Source organism: Pseudomonas sp. LS1212, from assembly GCF_024741815.1.
In the GTDB taxonomy this organism is placed as follows: Bacteria; Pseudomonadota; Gammaproteobacteria; order Pseudomonadales; family Pseudomonadaceae; genus Aquipseudomonas.
This window is the reverse complement of sequence record NZ_CP102951.1, coordinates 4,217,295-4,232,589: the sequence shown is the minus strand read 5'-3', so window position 1 is coordinate 4,232,589 and position 15,295 is coordinate 4,217,295. Positions and strand designations below refer to the sequence as shown.

12 protein-coding genes are annotated in these 15,295 nt (G+C 58.4%); all 12 read left to right on the top strand.

The window, feature by feature from the left end:
* Positions 1-14 precede the first annotated feature (14 nt).
* A complete protein-coding gene (locus NVV94_RS19680) occupies positions 15-2,222 on the top strand; it encodes a bifunctional prephenate dehydrogenase/3-phosphoshikimate 1-carboxyvinyltransferase (protein WP_258447756.1) in 2,208 nt (735 codons plus the stop codon).
* On the top strand, positions 2,219-2,905 hold the full coding sequence (gene cmk / locus NVV94_RS19675) for a (d)CMP kinase (RefSeq protein ID WP_258444047.1): 687 nt from the start codon (positions 2,219-2,221) through the stop codon (positions 2,903-2,905). Before NVV94_RS19680 ends, cmk begins: the two co-directional genes overlap by 4 nt.
* A 121-nt stretch (positions 2,906-3,026) precedes the next feature.
* A complete protein-coding gene (gene rpsA, locus NVV94_RS19670; RefSeq protein WP_258444046.1) occupies positions 3,027-4,715 on the top strand; it encodes a 30S ribosomal protein S1 in 1,689 nt (562 codons plus the stop codon).
* A 253-nt stretch (positions 4,716-4,968) separates the two neighbouring features.
* The gene (gene ihfB, locus NVV94_RS19665) at positions 4,969-5,256 is read left to right on the top strand and encodes an integration host factor subunit beta (RefSeq protein WP_258444045.1); all 288 of its coding nucleotides are present in this window, start codon (positions 4,969-4,971) and stop codon (positions 5,254-5,256) included.
* 26 nt (positions 5,257-5,282) lie between these two features.
* On the top strand, positions 5,283-5,519 hold the full coding sequence (locus NVV94_RS19660; protein WP_258444044.1) for an alkaline shock response membrane anchor protein AmaP: 237 nt from the start codon (positions 5,283-5,285) through the stop codon (positions 5,517-5,519).
* A gap of 855 nt (positions 5,520-6,374) precedes the next feature.
* Positions 6,375-7,652, top strand: coding sequence for a Vi polysaccharide biosynthesis UDP-N-acetylglucosamine C-6 dehydrogenase TviB (gene tviB, locus NVV94_RS19655; RefSeq protein ID WP_258444043.1), 1,278 nt, complete (start codon positions 6,375-6,377; stop codon positions 7,650-7,652).
* A 15-nt stretch (positions 7,653-7,667) separates the two neighbouring features.
* Positions 7,668-8,711 (top strand): NAD-dependent epimerase/dehydratase family protein, encoded by a 1,044-nt coding sequence (locus NVV94_RS19650; RefSeq protein WP_258444042.1) that lies wholly within the window; start codon positions 7,668-7,670, stop codon positions 8,709-8,711.
* Positions 8,712-8,741: 30 nt separating this feature from the next.
* The gene (locus NVV94_RS19645; RefSeq protein WP_258444041.1) at positions 8,742-10,043 is read left to right on the top strand and encodes a lipid II flippase MurJ; all 1,302 of its coding nucleotides are present in this window, start codon (positions 8,742-8,744) and stop codon (positions 10,041-10,043) included.
* 179 nt (positions 10,044-10,222) lie between these two features.
* A complete protein-coding gene (locus NVV94_RS19640) occupies positions 10,223-10,894 on the top strand; it encodes a bifunctional 2-polyprenyl-6-hydroxyphenol methylase/3-demethylubiquinol 3-O-methyltransferase UbiG (protein WP_258444039.1) in 672 nt (223 codons plus the stop codon).
* 70 nt (positions 10,895-10,964) lie between these two features.
* The gene (locus NVV94_RS19635) at positions 10,965-12,122 is read left to right on the top strand and encodes a glycosyltransferase (protein WP_258444038.1); all 1,158 of its coding nucleotides are present in this window, start codon (positions 10,965-10,967) and stop codon (positions 12,120-12,122) included.
* 26 nt (positions 12,123-12,148) lie between these two features.
* Positions 12,149-14,104, top strand: coding sequence for an asparagine synthase (glutamine-hydrolyzing) (gene asnB, locus NVV94_RS19630; RefSeq protein ID WP_258444037.1), 1,956 nt, complete (start codon positions 12,149-12,151; stop codon positions 14,102-14,104).
* Complete coding sequence (locus tag NVV94_RS19625) at positions 14,104-15,216, top strand: glycosyltransferase family 4 protein (RefSeq protein WP_258444036.1); 1,113 nt, start codon at positions 14,104-14,106, stop codon at positions 15,214-15,216. The genes asnB and NVV94_RS19625 overlap by 1 nt, the downstream gene beginning before the upstream one ends.
* Positions 15,217-15,295 lie beyond the last annotated feature (79 nt).

Here is a 15,295-nt window from a genome sequence, read left to right as displayed (position 1 = left end):
AACCTGCCCAGCCCATCATTGGCCGCCTGGTGGTGGTCGGTCTCGGTCTGATCGGTGGTTCTTTCGCCAAGGGCCTGCGTGAAAGCGGCCTGTGTTGCGAGGTCGTGGGTGTCGATCTGGACCCGCAATCGCGCAAGCTGGCGGTCGAGCTGGGTGTGGTCGATCGCTGTGAAGACGATCTGGCGATCGCCTGCGAAGGGGCTGACGTGATTCAGCTGGCGGTACCGATTCTGGCCATGGAGAAGCTGTTGGCCAAACTGGCGCTGCTGGATCTCGGTCAGGCGGTATTGACGGATGTGGGCAGCGCCAAGGGCAATGTGGTGCGCGCGGCGGGTGAAGCCTTCGCCGGCAAGCTGGCGCGCTTCGTGCCCGGGCATCCGATTGCCGGCTCCGAGCAGAGCGGGGTAGAGGCCTCCAACGCTGCGCTGTTCCGTCGGCACAAGGTGATCCTGACCCCGTTGGCAGAGACCGATCCCGTCGCGCTTGCGCTGGTGGATCAGCTCTGGCGTGCGCTGGGCGCCGACGTCGAACATATGCAGGTGGAGCGTCATGACGAGGTGCTGGCGGCGACCAGCCACTTGCCGCACCTGTTGGCGTTCGGCCTGGTCGACTCGCTGGCCAAGCGCAATGAAAACCTGGATATTTTCCGTTACGCGGCGGGTGGTTTCCGTGATTTCACCCGTATCGCCGGCAGCGATCCGGTCATGTGGCACGACATCTTTCTGGCCAACCGCGAAGCCGTCCTGCGCACCCTCGACACCTTTCGCAGTGACCTCGACGCCTTGCGCGACGCGGTCGATGCGGGTGACGGGCATCAGTTGCTGGGCGTGTTCACCCGCGCCCGGGTAGCACGTGAGCATTTCGGCAAGATTCTCGCTCGTCGGGCCTACGTGGATGCCAGGAGCTGTGGTGACCTGACCTTCCTGGCGAGCCCGGGTGGTCGCCTGTCCGGGCGGATCCGTGTGCCGGGTGACAAATCAATCTCCCACCGTTCGATCATGCTGGGTTCCCTCGCAGAGGGGGTGACCGAGGTCGAAGGTTTTCTTGAAGGCGAGGATGCGCTGGCGACCCTGCAGGCGTTCCGCGACATGGGTGTGGTCATCGAAGGCCCGCATCATGGTCGTGTGACGATCCATGGTGTTGGTCTCAATGGCCTGAAGCCGCCGCCGGGCCCGATCTACCTGGGTAACTCCGGTACTTCCATGCGCTTGCTGTCCGGGCTGCTGGCTGCGCAAGGCTTCGACACCGTTCTGACTGGCGACCCGTCGTTGTCCGGGCGACCGATGAATCGCGTTGCCGACCCTTTGCGTCAGATGGGTGCGGTCATCGAAACCGCGGCGCAAGGTCGTCCGCCGCTGACTATTCGGGGTGGGCAGAAGCTCAAGGGCTTGCAGTACACCCTGCCGATGGCCAGTGCCCAGGTCAAATCCTGCCTGCTGCTGGCGGGCCTGTATGCCGAAGGCAAGACAACCGTCACCGAGCCTGCGCCAACCCGTGACCATACCGAGCGCATGCTGCGTGGTTTCGGCTATCCGGTCAGCGTTGAAGGGGCGACGGTTTCGGTCGAGTCCGGCCACACGCTTGCCGCGACCCGCATTGAAGTGCCGGGCGATATTTCTTCGTCGGCGTTCTTCCTGGTGGCGGCGTCCATTGCCGAAGGTTCGGACCTGGTGCTGGAACATGTCGGTATCAATCCGACCCGTACCGGCGTGATCGATATCCTGCGTCTGATGGGCGCTGACATCACCCTGGAAAACCCTCGTGAAGTGGGCGGCGAGCCGGTGGCTGACTTGCACGTGCGTTCGGCCCGGCTCAAGGGGATCGACATCCCGCAAGCGCTGGTTCCGCTGGCGATCGACGAGTTCCCGGTGTTGTTCGTCGCTGCTGCCTGTGCCGAAGGTCGGACCATTTTGCGTGGCGCTGAAGAGCTGCGGGTCAAGGAGTCCGACCGCATCCAGGTGATGGCCGACGGCCTGCTGGCCTTGGGCGTTGAGTGCGAGCCGACCCCGGATGGGATTATCATCGAGGGAGGTCGGGTTGGCGGTGGTGAAGTCCACGCGCACGGCGACCATCGTATTGCCATGGCCTTCAGCGTCGCTTCGTTGCGCGCAACGAAGCCGATTCGTATCCATGACTGCGCCAATGTCGCGACGTCTTTTCCCAATTTCCTGGCGTTGTGTGTCCAGGTCGGGGTCCGTGTAGAAGAAGAGGGTAGGTCGTGATTGTGGCTCCGGTTATTACCATTGATGGTCCAAGCGGTTCTGGCAAGGGCACCGTTGCCGGGATCCTGGCCAAGCGTCTGAATTGGAATCTTCTGGATTCGGGCGCGTTGTATCGCTTGCTGGCCTTTGCTGCCGGCAACCACGGTATCGACCTGACTAACGAGGAACAGCTCAAATTGCTGGCCGCCCATCTGGATGTGCAGTTCATCGCGGCGACCGACGGTCAGTTGCAGCGCATCATTCTGGAAGGTGACGAAGTCAGCGCCGTCATCCGCACCGAAACCGTCGGTGCCGGCGCTTCGCAGGTCGCGGCACTGCCGGCGGTCCGTGAAGCACTGCTGCAGCGCCAGCGGGCGTTCCAGGAGGCGCCAGGGCTGGTGGCCGATGGGCGTGACATGGGCACCGTTGTGTTCCCTGACGCCCCGTTGAAAATCTTCCTCACCGCCAGCGCCGAGGAGCGCGCTCGACGCCGCTACTTGCAGTTGAAGGCTGCTGGCAATGATGTTAGTCTGTCGAGTCTGCTAGATGAGATACGTGAGCGCGATGAGCGCGACACCCAGCGAGCGGTGGCCCCGCTCAAACCGGCGGCTGACGCCATACAGCTGGATTCCACGGAATTATCCATCGACCAGGTGTTGGAACGCATCATGAGCGAAATCGCGCTTCGCGATATCGCCGGGTGACCAAGAAAGCGTGCGGGAGACCAGTCAAAATCCTGCAGGCATTCTTTTACTTGAACGAAACCCGCATTGTCTGGGATGCGGCTGATGGGCGTTTTCTCCGCCCTTATTTACAGGAATTAAAATGAGCGAAAGCTTTGCAGAACTCTTTGAAGAAAGCCTGAAAACCCTCAACCTTCAGCCGGGTGCGATCATCACCGGTATCGTTGTCGATATCGACGGTGACTGGGTTACTGTCCACGCCGGTCTGAAATCCGAGGGCGTCATCCCGCTCGAGCAGTTCTACAACGAAGCTGGCGAACTGACCATCAAGGTCGGTGACGAAGTTCACGTTGCGCTGGATGCGGTCGAAGACGGCTTTGGCGAAACCAAACTGTCCCGTGAAAAAGCCAAGCGCGCCGAGTGCTGGATTGTTCTGGAAGCAGCTTTCGCCGCCGAAGAAGTGGTCAAGGGCGTTATCAACGGTAAGGTTAAAGGCGGCTTCACTGTCGACGTTAACGGCATCCGTGCGTTCCTGCCTGGTTCCCTGGTTGATGTCCGCCCAGTGCGCGACACCACCCACCTGGAAGGTAAAGAGCTCGAGTTCAAGGTCATCAAGCTGGACCAGAAGCGCAACAACGTTGTCGTTTCCCGTCGCAGTGTCCTGGAAGCCGAGAACTCCGCCGAGCGCGAAGCTCTGCTGGAATCCCTGCAGGAAGGTCAGCAAGTCAAGGGTATCGTCAAGAACCTCACCGATTACGGCGCATTCGTCGATCTGGGTGGCGTCGATGGCCTGCTGCACATCACCGACATGGCCTGGAAGCGTATCAAGCACCCATCGGAAATCGTCAATGTTGGCGACGAGATCGATGTCAAGGTTCTGAAGTACGATCGCGAGCGTAACCGTGTTTCCCTGGGCCTGAAGCAACTGGGCGAAGACCCATGGGTTGCTATCAAGGCACGCTACCCGGAAAGCACCCGCGTAATGGCGCGTGTAACCAACCTGACCGACTACGGCTGCTTCGCAGAGCTGGAAGAAGGCGTGGAAGGCCTGGTACACGTTTCCGAAATGGACTGGACCAACAAGAACATCCACCCTTCGAAAGTCGTACAAGTCGGCGACGAAGTGGAAGTCATGGTTCTGGACATCGACGAAGAGCGTCGTCGTATCTCCCTCGGCATCAAGCAGTGCAAGTCCAACCCATGGGAAGACTTCTCTGGCCAGTTCAACAAGGGCGATAAAATCTCCGGCACCATCAAGTCGATCACCGATTTCGGTATCTTCATTGGTCTGGACGGCGGCATCGACGGTCTGGTTCACCTGTCCGACATCTCCTGGAACGAAGTGGGCGAAGAAGCCGTACGTCGCTTCAAGAAGGGCGACGAGCTGGACACCGTCATCCTGTCCGTAGATCCAGAGCGTGAGCGTATCTCCCTGGGTATCAAGCAACTGGAAGACGATCCGTTCTCCAACTACGTTGCTGTCAACGACAAAGGCGCTATCGTCAAAGGTATCGTTAAAGAAGTTGACGCCAAAGGCGCCATCATCACCCTGGCCGACGACATCGAAGCCACTCTGAAAGCTTCCGAAATCAGCCGTGACCGCGTTGAAGACGCGCGTAACGTCCTGAAGGAAGGCGAAGAAGTCGAAGCCAAGATCATCAGCGTCGACCGCAAGAGCCGCGTAATCAACTTGTCCATCAAGTCGAAAGACGTTGAAGACGAGAAAGAAGCTATCCAAAGCCTGCGCGACAAGCCAGCTGCCTCGGATATCGCAACAGGCCCAACCACTCTGGGTGACCTGCTGCGTGCTCAAATGGAAAAGCAGAACTGAGTTCTGACTGACCATTGAAAAAGGGCGACTTCAGTCGCCCTTTTTTGTACCCAAAATTCACCCGCCCGCTGGCTGACCCATGTAGCCGCTGCCGCAGGCTCGGTGCGCCGCTGCGACGCTGGGCGCAAAGCGCCCCCATCCCCCGTAATCCTCAATTTGCAACCCGCTCAAAATCCCCACTGTTCAAATCCCTCCGGTCATGCTAAAACCTTGAGTAGCACTGATCTAGCTGCTTGATAAAGAAGGGAAAAATATGACGAAGTCGGAGCTGATCGAACGTATTGTTACCCATCAAGGGCTGCTCTCATCCAAGGATGTCGAGCTGGCCATCAAGACCATGCTTGAACAAATGTCCCAGTGCCTGGCCACGGGCGATCGTATCGAGATTCGTGGGTTTGGCAGTTTTTCGTTGCACTACCGGGCGCCGCGGGTTGGGCGTAATCCCAAGACGGGGCAGTCTGTTAGCCTGGATGGGAAGTTTGTGCCGCATTTTAAGCCGGGGAAGGAGCTGCGGGATCGGGTTAATGAAGAAGATTACTAAGTTCGCCCATAGCAGAAGGGGGAGTGATGCGTAATCTCAAGCGCGCCTTTGTGGCGCTGTTCATTCTGGTGCTGACGGCATTGGTGTTGGTCTTCGTCCTTGAAAACCAGCAAACCGTCTCCCTGGTCATGTTTGGCTGGGCTGCGCCGGCGATGCCGGTGGCCGTCCTGGTGCTTGCCGCGTTGATCGCGGGCTTGATTATCGGTCCTTTACTGGGTGTCTACGGTGTTTTCCGTAGCAGGCGGTTGCGGGCTTCGGTGTGATCAGGTGCAACTTCTTTGCATAAAGGATGTTTTCCTGAGGGTATCCCGGCTGATGCGGCTCTCGTGGCAGGTGTGAAGTAATAGCGCTCTTGTCGCAACGATGGAGCTGGTCACCATGTAGTGTGTCCCTTGCTTTCTCATCATGGTGGGCCATTGGTGTCAGGGGTGCCGGCCATCAGCTCCATTTCGATGTCCGGGCCAGCTTGCTTGTCGATTGCGACCTTGAACAAGGTGTCGATGTGCAGCAGTGGTCAGCTTCGTCGTCCCTTGGCTTCGATATCCAGGGTGTCGAGTCGTCACCTATGTTCCCCTGGATCGCGTCTGTCGATGCCGTGTCCGTGCGTGTTTGCAGGTGGGGCGGCGGAATCTTATGCGGGCATGATTGAGTGTGTTGCAGATAGATCGTGCATACATCGACGGGAGTTTCTGGGGCTTTCAGGTTTGATAGCGCGTTTGAAGGCAATTGATATTTGAGATCATTTCGCCTTCATTTGCATGGCCTGGCCTTGAATGTGGCAAGCGCTATTCGCGTCGGGGTAAAAAAAATTTCTAAAAAAGAAAGGACTGTGGCACTATTCTGTGTGCATTTAGGCTGGGCTATCCACATCGCTGCAAGCGATCACTCAGGTGTGGCAGCGCCCGGACTATTTACGGTGCTATGTGGTAGAGCGCTAGAGCACAAGATGGCTATGCTCGAGTGGACGCAAGGGTGGCGGAAATTCTGTGAGTGAGTAAGGCCTCAGCTCTTGTTGTTTCTTTTGTAGCATGATGTTGGTTCGGTTTCTCGAAATAAGTAATTCACGAGTTGACCTGTATGTTGACTTGCCAAGTTATTAACGAAGGATCAATCAAGGAATGAACTTGAGCAGCAAAACAATTGCAATTATCGGTCTTGGCTACGTCGGATTGCCGTTGGCTGTTGAGTTTGGCAAAAAGCGTCCCGTTATCGGCTTTGATATCCAGCGCAACCGAATCTCAGAGCTACAGAGTGGTAGTGATCATACGCTCGAGTGCAGCAGCGAAGAGCTTCAAGCGGCCTCTCAACTTCGTTACAGCTGTGATATCGAAGATCTGCGCAATGCCCATATTTATATTGTTACCGTACCCACGCCAGTGGACTCTGCCAATCGACCGGACATGACGCCGCTGATCAAGGCGAGCGAGACGGTGGGCAAGGTGCTGAAACCCGGTGATATCGTCATTTACGAATCCACCGTTTTCCCGGGTGCCACGGAAGAAATCTGTGTTCCGATCCTCGAGCGCTTCAGTGGCCTGAAGTTCAATAGCGACTTTTTCTGCGGCTACAGCCCTGAGCGTATCAACCCGGGTGATAAAGAGCATCGCCTGCCTACCATCAAGAAAGTGACCAGTGGCAGCACGCCCGAAGTGGCCCAGGCGGTCGATCAACTTTACGCCGAGATCATCACCGCAGGCACGCATCTGGCCAGCAGTATCAAAGTGGCTGAAGCTGCTAAGGTCATCGAGAATACCCAGCGCGATTTGAATATCGCCTTGATGAACGAATTGAGCCTGATTTTCCATCATCTGGATATCGATACGCTCGAAGTGCTGCAGGCCGCCGGTACGAAGTGGAACTTCCTGCCCTTCCGTCCCGGCCTGGTGGGCGGGCACTGCATCGGTGTAGACCCTTACTACTTGACCCACAAGGCCCAGGAAGTTGGTTATCACCCCGAGGTGATTCTGGCAGGGCGTCGCATCAATGACAGCATGGCCCGGCACGTGGCCGACAGCACGGTGAAACTGATGCTGCGCAAAGGCAAGCCTGTCCTGGGCAGCAAGGTGCTGATCATGGGGCTTACCTTCAAGGAAAACTGCCCTGATGTGCGCAATACCAAGGTTGTGGACATCGTCGAGGCCTTGAAGGCATACAACTGTGCGGTCGATGTCTATGATCCCTGGGTCGATGTCGAAGAAGCCTTTGAGGAATATGGCCTGAAGTGTCTGCGTGAAAAGCCTGTGCAGCGTGATTACGCGGGCATCATCCTTGCCGTGGGGCACCAGGAATTCATTGCCATGGGCGAGGCTGGTATCAAGGCATGTGGTGAGCCGGGCGCAGTGCTTTTCGATGTGAAAGGCATTCTTCCGATGGGTGCTGCAGACGGTCGGCTGTAAGGGGAATTGGTTGTGATGAGTGCTTTCCAGGAATTGCAACAGCGTTTGTCCGGACAGCCGCGGACCTGGTTGATTACCGGTGTGGCGGGCTTCATTGGCAGCAACCTGCTTGAATGGCTGCTGAAACTGGATCAGCGTGTGGTCGGGTTGGACAACTTTGCGACAGGCAATCGCCGCAATCTGGCAGAAGTGCAATCGCTTGTCTTGCCTGAACAATGGGAGCGCTTCCGTTTCATCGACGGCGATATCCGCAAGCTTGATGATTGCCATCTGGCCATGCATTGGTCGGACGGACACGCCGTGGACCACGTGCTGCATCAAGCCGCTCTTGGCAGCGTACCGCGCAGCATTGCCGATCCCATCGCCACCAACGAGGCCAATGTCACCGGCTTTCTGAACATGCTGGTCGCAGCGCGGGACGCCAAGGTGAAGAGCTTCACCTATGCGGCCAGCAGCAGCACCTACGGTGATCACCCAGGGCTTCCCAAGGTCGAAGACAAGATCGGCAAGCCGCTGAGCCCCTATGCGGTTACCAAGTACGTCAACGAGCTCTATGCGGAAACCTTTGCTCGAGTTTACGGGTTCTCGACCATCGGGCTACGCTACTTCAATGTCTTTGGCCCCCGCCAGGACCCCAATGGCGCCTACGCTGCAGTCATTCCGAAATGGACTGCATCGTTGCTGCGTGATGAGCCCGTCTACATTAACGGCGATGGGGAAACCAGCCGTGACTTCTGCTTCATTGCCAATGCGGTCCAGGCGAACCTCCTGGCGGCAACGACAACCTCGGCCGAAGCCGTGAATCAGGTCTATAACGTGGCAGTGGGCGACCGGACGTCGCTCAACGACCTGTTTACCTTGATCAGGGACGGCCTGGCTGCTTCGAATGATGCGTTGAGGCAGGCCAAGCCTGTCTATCGGGAGTTCCGTGAGGGCGATGTGCGCCATTCTCTGGCGGATATCGGCAAGGCATCATCGTTGCTGGGCTATCAACCCAGTCATCGTCTCGGGGACGGCATTCGAGAGGCGCTCGACTGGTATGTGGTCAATGCGTCCTGAGTCACTGAGCCCTGAGCGGTCCGCCTCCCGATGAGGCGACAACTGGCAGTTGTATCGATATTCACCGCGCTTTCCCAGTTGGCAGCTTTCTTCAAGTTGTGGTTCACCGCTGGCCTGTTTGGCGTGGGTAGCGAGATCGATGGCTATAACCTGGCGCTGGTCGCCCCAACCTTGATCTCCGGGGTCTTGTCCGGGGTTATCCAGACGGGCTTCTTCCCCTTGCGTGCGCGTTTGCATGCACAAGGAGACCTGAAGGCGACTTGGGCATTCGAGCGCGCCGTATTCTGGGGGAGTTCAGGGCTGGGTGTGTTATTGGCGCTGCTGATCCTGCTCTCGACTCCGTGGTTGACGCAGTACATGACCGTGGCTGATCAACCGGCGGTTCGCGATACGTTCCTGTACGCCTTGCCGTTTGTGGCGCTGCTGGTTCCTCTGAACATGGCGTGTGACTGCTCAGGCTACATTCTGGCCATGCGCGACAGGTTTGCCTATGCTGCGGGTGCCCCGGTACTGAACGGGATACTGGGCGGCCTGCTATTGTTCGCGTGGCCCGAAGGTGGGCTGCTCAGCCTGGTGCTGGGGACCGTGATCGGCTTGTCGGCACAGTTCCTTGTCTGCCTGCTCGGTCTGCACAAGAGCAGGTTTTCCGTGTGGGGGCGTTTCCCTTCATGGAACAATCTGCTCGTGCAGGGGCGAGAAATGCTCACCTTGGGGGGCTGGATCCTGCCTGGCGTATTCTTTGCCAACATGATCTCCGCCCTGCCACCGGTGTGGGCTGCCTCCTATGGCGAAGGGATCGTTGCCGCGTTCGGCTATGCCTACAGGCTCCATACTTCAGTGATTCAACTGCTCATCATGTCCAGTTCGACATTGATTCTGGCGCGTTTTTCCACGCTCATCGCCGAGCAGGATCATGCCGGGGTCAGGAAGTTGCTGGGCCAGGCGGCAGTCGCGTCCTTTGCTGTCGGCGCACTCGGCACCGTGATGGTCTGGGTGTTGGGTGAGCCACTGCTGTTGTGGGTCTTCGGCGGTCGTTTCGATGCGCAGGCAGCTGAAAAGGTGACTCAGCTCTGGTTCTGGCTGACAACCGGGGTTGGCTTCGCGATCTTGAGCAATGTCTTTGCCAAGCTCTGGCAAGCCCAATCGCGTCCCAAGATCATGTCGTTGATGGCGGCCTTCAGTCTGTTGGCGGTTTATCTAAGTTATATTGCCCTTCGCGATTCGATGGGGGCACAAGCCATTGCCTTGTCATTGTCTGCAGCACCTGCCGTTGCCGTGATCCTGGGTCTCGGCTTTCTTGTATCTTCATCCAAAGCCGTGCTTGCTCGATGAGTTGGCGGCCTGCCAAGGGGGTGCTGGCAACAGAAGGCTCGGATCCTTTGTCGGGCAAATGGAATAGTTGGCCCATTGGGCTAGAACCTGCTGCGAGCCTCTTCAGGGGGGAGCTCGAGGCAGGCTTGAAAACGGAATGTTCAATCTAGTGCGTACTTCATCTCGACGAGGAAACAAAAATGGCGGATCGCTGGCGCGAGTACTTTGACTCCTACGGGGCATTTAACTCGGATTGGCTGAAGTCCGCAGTTGCTCATTGGGGCTTTCACGAAGTTCTGTATGGCATGATCCAGCGTTATTGCCAACCGACTTCGAGGCTTCTGGATGTGGGCTGCGGACCTGGATGGTCTGACATGTACTTGTCTTCGCTGGGTTACAAGGTTGTCGGCATCGATAACGAGCCGACCCTGGTTGAGCTTGCCGGCCAGCAGGCTGCGCGCCTGGGTGCAACGGCGGAGTTCCAGGTGGCGGATGCCTTCGACCTGTCGGGGCTTGAAGGCCAATTCGACCTGGCGTTCTCCTGTGGCGTGCTCGAGCATTTCGACCGGGAAGTGACCGTGCAACTGCTCAAGGAGCAGGCAAAGTGCGCGAAGTATGTGTTGATTCAGATTCCCACGAAGTACACCGCTTATGCGGGCGGCATTACCGACGAAAGAATCTATACCGTCGATGAACTGGCAGCCATTGTCCGTGATTCCGGTATGGACGTGGTGGCAAAGTTCGGTTATGGCGATCTGGGGGCGACCCAGGTGCATGCGGCATCGCGCAGGTTCCTGCCGAGGGCTGCGCTGCGATTCCTGCAGAACCGTGGTTACGCGTATTGTATAGCGGTTATTGGAAAGTCGCGTTGACATCAATTGGAGCGTGCTTGCGCGAGGAGTCCTTTCAAGCAAGCATTCTTCGGTTTATTCGAGATCGTTTATGAAGCTGCTTTACGTGATTGGGTCCATGGAGGTTGGTGGCGCTGAGCAGCACTTGCTGCGGGTCTCGACAGCATTGCGCAAGAAAGGCTTCCAGCCTGAGGTTTTTGCCATCACGCCAGGAGGGCCCTTGACTCGCGCATTCGTCGAAGGTGGCGTGCCCGTGCGCGGGGTCAGTCTCCCTGGATGGTTGCAACGCAGGCTGCGCAATGAGCGCGTGCTCGCCTGGGTGGGGTTGTTCTATTCTGCGGCCGCGTTGTGGTGGTTGTACTGGCGCCGGCGTCCGCAGGCGGTGCACTTCTTTTTGCCCGCTGCGTATATTGTCGGTGGCGTTGTCTTGATGTTTGGCCCTCGCACGCTTCGAATCATGAGTCGAAGAAGCTTGAACCTGTATCAGGCCAAGCATCGATTGTTCCGGAAGGTGGAGCATTGGCTGCACCCGCGGATGGATCTGATTTGCGGTAACTCGCTGGCAGTCACCCAGGATCTGCGTGCCGAAGCGGTAAGAGAGGATCAGATTCGCCTGATCTACAACGGCGTGAGTTTTGAGCGCTTCGCGCAGCCAAGAAGCCGCAGGGCGGTGCGCAGCGAGTTGGCCATTGACGAGCAGGCGCTGGTGTTCATCATTGTCGCCAATCTTATTCCCTACAAGGGGCATGCCGACCTGATCGAGGCGTTCGGCAAGATCCAGGCACAAATCGCACAACCTTGGGTTTGTCTGTGTGTCGGCCGGGATGATGGAATTGGTGCTTCGTTACATCAACAGGCGGTCGCGTTGGGCATTGACGATAACATACGTTTCCTGGGCTCCCGGCAGGATGTTCCCGATCTGCTGTGTGCCGCTGATATCGGCGTGCTTTGCTCGCATGAGGAAGGTTTCTCCAATGCGGTGCTCGAAGGCATGGCCGCAAGCGTGCCGATGGTGGTCACCCGGGTCGGGGGTAACGCTGAGGCAGTGATCCACGGCGAGACGGGCTTGGTTGTGGCGCCTCATGCGCCCGAGGAGCTTGCTGAAGCCCTTCTGACAGTAGCGCTCGATCCGCAGCGGAGTCGAATGGGGGCGGCCGGGCGCCATCGCGTGGAAACCGTTTTTTCCATGGAGGCTTGCGTTCAAGCCTACGCAGATCTCTATCGCGGCCGTGACATCGAAGCCGCTTAAAAACAACTACTGGCGCAGTCAATCTCATGTGTGGAATAGCTGGACAGCTGAAATGGCCAGGGCAGTCGACGGAAGCGACGCTGCTCAATGAATGCGTGCGTATGGCCGACGCCATCATTCACCGGGGGCCCGACGATCACGGCGTCTGGGTGAAGCCTGAGGCAGGGGTGGGCCTGGCCCATCGCCGCCTGGCGATCGTTGATCTTTCACCGGCCGGGCATCAGCCGATGCTTTCAGTGTCTGGCCGGTATGTCATCGTCTTCAATGGTGAAATCTACAATCATCTTGAATTGCGCCGTCAGATTGAGGAGCAAGGTCTGGCGCCGGCTTGGCGCGGGCATTCGGACACCGAAACGCTGCTCGCGGCCTTCGATCTCTGGGGTATCGCGAATACCCTGAAGCAGAGCATAGGGATGTTCGCGATTGCGCTTTGGGATCTCGAGCAGAACGTGCTGACACTGGCGCGTGACCGCTTGGGCGAGAAGCCGCTGTACTACGGTTGGCAAGGTCAGGGGGAGCAGGCGGTATTCCTGTTTGGCTCAGAGCTCAAGGCGCTGCGGGCGCACCCCGCGTTCAGGGCACCTGTCAATCGCAAGGCACTAGCGCTCTACCTGCGCCACAACTACATTCCTGCACCGCACTCGATCTACGAGGGCATTCACAAGCTACCACCAGGCTGTACGCTGACGATCTCGTTCGAGCGTCGCGAACCGGTGGTTCAGGAGTACTGGTCGGCGCTCAGCACCGTGCTTGAGGGGGCGGATTCTCGACGTGGGTACCGTGACCCGCAGCAAGCGGTCGATCAGTTGGAAGCGTTGCTGAAATCGGCCGTGGCGCAGCAAATGATGGCGGATGTGCCCTTGGGTGCGTTCCTGTCCGGTGGTATCGATTCCTCTACCATCGTTGCGCTCATGCAGGCCCAATCGAGTCGGCCGGTGAAGACGTTCACCATTGGTTTCCACGAGAAGGGTTATAACGAAGCGGAGCACGCCAAGGCCGTTGCCAGGCACTTGGGCACGGATCACACCGAGCTCTATGTGACGCCGGAACAGGCGATGGCGGTCATTCCATCCTTGCCGGACATTTATGACGAGCCGTTTTCCGATTCGTCCCAGATTCCCACCTTCCTGGTGTCTCAGCTGGCCCGTCAGCATGTCACGGTTTCGTTGTCGGGCGATGCCGGCGACGAGCTCTTCAGTGGTTATACACGCTACGACGTCACTGCCAACGCCTGGAACAAGCTTTCACGGCTACCCCTTCCCCTGCGCAAGTTGGCGGCAAGCTCAATCACCTCACTTTCTCCGCAAACCTGGTCGACATTGTTGGGATGGCTGCCGAAGCTGGGCCACCGCATCGGTGACAAACTGCACAAGGGGGCGGGTGTGCTGTCCTGCACTTCGATAGATGGCCTTTATCACGGGCTGGTATCGCACTGGGACGACCCTGGCCAATTGGTGATAGGGGGTAGTGAGCCACAAACGTTGCTGACGGGACTCATGCCTGATCTGAAGGGCCTGGAACCGGTCGAGCGAATGATGGTCCTGGATCTGTTGACCTATCTGCCGGACGATATCCTGGCCAAGGTCGATCGCGCTGCGATGGCGGTGACGCTCGAGTCTCGGGTGCCCATGCTCGATCATCGGGTTGTCGAGTTCGCGTGGCAATTGCCGCAGTCGCTCAAACAGCGCGACGGGGTGGGCAAATGGGCGTTGCGCCAAGTGCTCTACCGGCATGTTCCGCAATCGCTGATTGATCGGCCAAAGATGGGCTTCGGTGTGCCGATCGACGCCTGGTTGCGCGGTCCGTTGCGAGACTGGGCCGAAGCCTTGCTGGATGAGTCCAGGTTGCGTCAGGAAGGGTACCTGCGGCCCGAGCCAGTCCGCCAGAAATGGTCGGAGCACCTGAGTGGCAGCCGCAATTGGGCCTACCACCTCTGGGACATCCTGATGTTCCAGGCCTGGCTGGAGAAGAACACACACTGATGCGGCGCTTACTCTTTATTGTCAATGTTGACTGGTTTTTCCTGTCGCACCGGTTGCCACTCGCCATCGCCGCGAAGGAGGCTGGATTCGAAGTGCATTTGGCCGCCGCAGTCACCGATCGCGTGCAGGAGATCGAGCGTCATGGCATCAAGGTACACCCACTGAACATCGATCGGCGCAGTGCCAACCCCATGGAAGCTGCGAAGCTTTTGTTCGATCTCTTTTCGCTGATACGCCGGGTATCGCCTTCAGTCGTGCACCTGGTCACCATCAAGCCGGTGCTGCTGGGCGGCCTGGCTGCTCGGCTGGCTCGGGTCCCGCGGGTGGTTGCGGCCATTTCGGGCCTGGGTTTTGTGTTCACCGCGCGTGGGGGCGTTGCGCGCTTGCGGCGCCTGCTGGTGTCGTCGCTCTATCGGCTTGCCCTGTCACGAAACAATGTGCGGGTGATTTTCCAGAACGGCGACGACCAGGCGCTCCTGCAGCGGCATACCGGCATTGCTGACGCGCAGGTCGTGCGCATCCGTGGTTCGGGCGTCGATCTGTCTGCATGGACGGTGCAGCCTCTCGCCGATGGTCCCCCTGTGGTCATGATGGCTTCACGTTTGCTGAAAGACAAAGGCGTGGTGGAGTTCGTCGAGGCTGCCCGCATGTTGCATGGCCACCGGTTAGCACGGTTCGTGCTTGTCGGCAGTGTGGACGCAGGAAATCCTACCAGCCTTCGTGTCGAGGATCTTGATGCGTGGGTCAAGGAAGGAGCCATCGAATGGTGGGGGCAGAGCAGCGACATGCCTGCCGTCCTGTCGATGGCCCACATCGTCGTGCTGCCTTCTTACCGGGAAGGCCTCCCGAAGGGCCTTATCGAGGCGGCTGCCAGTGGCAGGGCGGTGGTCACCACCGATGTGCCAGGGTGCAGGGACGCTATCGAGCCAGGTGTATCGGGGGTGCTCGTCGAAGTGAGGAATCCGCAGGCGCTGGCTGATGGCATCCGGGGGCTCCTGGGCGATCCCGAACGTATCAAGGCAATGGGGGCAGCAGGTCGTCGCTTGGCAGAACAGAGCTTTGATGTCCGTGAAGTGATTGCCCGGCATCTTGCGCTGTATGAGGGGCGATAGTTTCTCGAGCAATGCAAGCGCCTCGGAAACAGTTTTCGCTGAGTGTCCTGCGCAAGTCGGGCGATAACCTCAGTTGCAT

What these genes read in the sequence shown, in the direction of transcription:
- NVV94_RS19650 (WP_258444042.1), top strand. Translation starts at nt 7,668, where the DNA reads ATGAGTGCTTTCCAGGAATTGCAACAGCGTTTGTCCGGACAGCCGCGG.
- rpsA (WP_258444046.1), top strand. Translation starts at nt 3,027, where the DNA reads ATGAGCGAAAGCTTTGCAGAACTCTTTGAAGAAAGCCTGAAAACCCTC.
- ihfB (WP_258444045.1), top strand. Translation starts at nt 4,969, where the DNA reads ATGACGAAGTCGGAGCTGATCGAACGTATTGTTACCCATCAAGGGCTG.
- NVV94_RS19625 (WP_258444036.1), top strand. Translation starts at nt 14,104, where the DNA reads ATGCGGCGCTTACTCTTTATTGTCAATGTTGACTGGTTTTTCCTGTCG.
- NVV94_RS19645 (WP_258444041.1), top strand. Translation starts at nt 8,742, where the DNA reads ATGAGGCGACAACTGGCAGTTGTATCGATATTCACCGCGCTTTCCCAG.
- NVV94_RS19660 (WP_258444044.1), top strand. Translation starts at nt 5,283, where the DNA reads ATGCGTAATCTCAAGCGCGCCTTTGTGGCGCTGTTCATTCTGGTGCTG.
- tviB (WP_258444043.1), top strand. Translation starts at nt 6,375, where the DNA reads ATGAACTTGAGCAGCAAAACAATTGCAATTATCGGTCTTGGCTACGTC.
- NVV94_RS19635 (WP_258444038.1), top strand. Translation starts at nt 10,965, where the DNA reads ATGAAGCTGCTTTACGTGATTGGGTCCATGGAGGTTGGTGGCGCTGAG.
- asnB (WP_258444037.1), top strand. Translation starts at nt 12,149, where the DNA reads ATGTGTGGAATAGCTGGACAGCTGAAATGGCCAGGGCAGTCGACGGAA.
- NVV94_RS19640 (WP_258444039.1), top strand. Translation starts at nt 10,223, where the DNA reads ATGGCGGATCGCTGGCGCGAGTACTTTGACTCCTACGGGGCATTTAAC.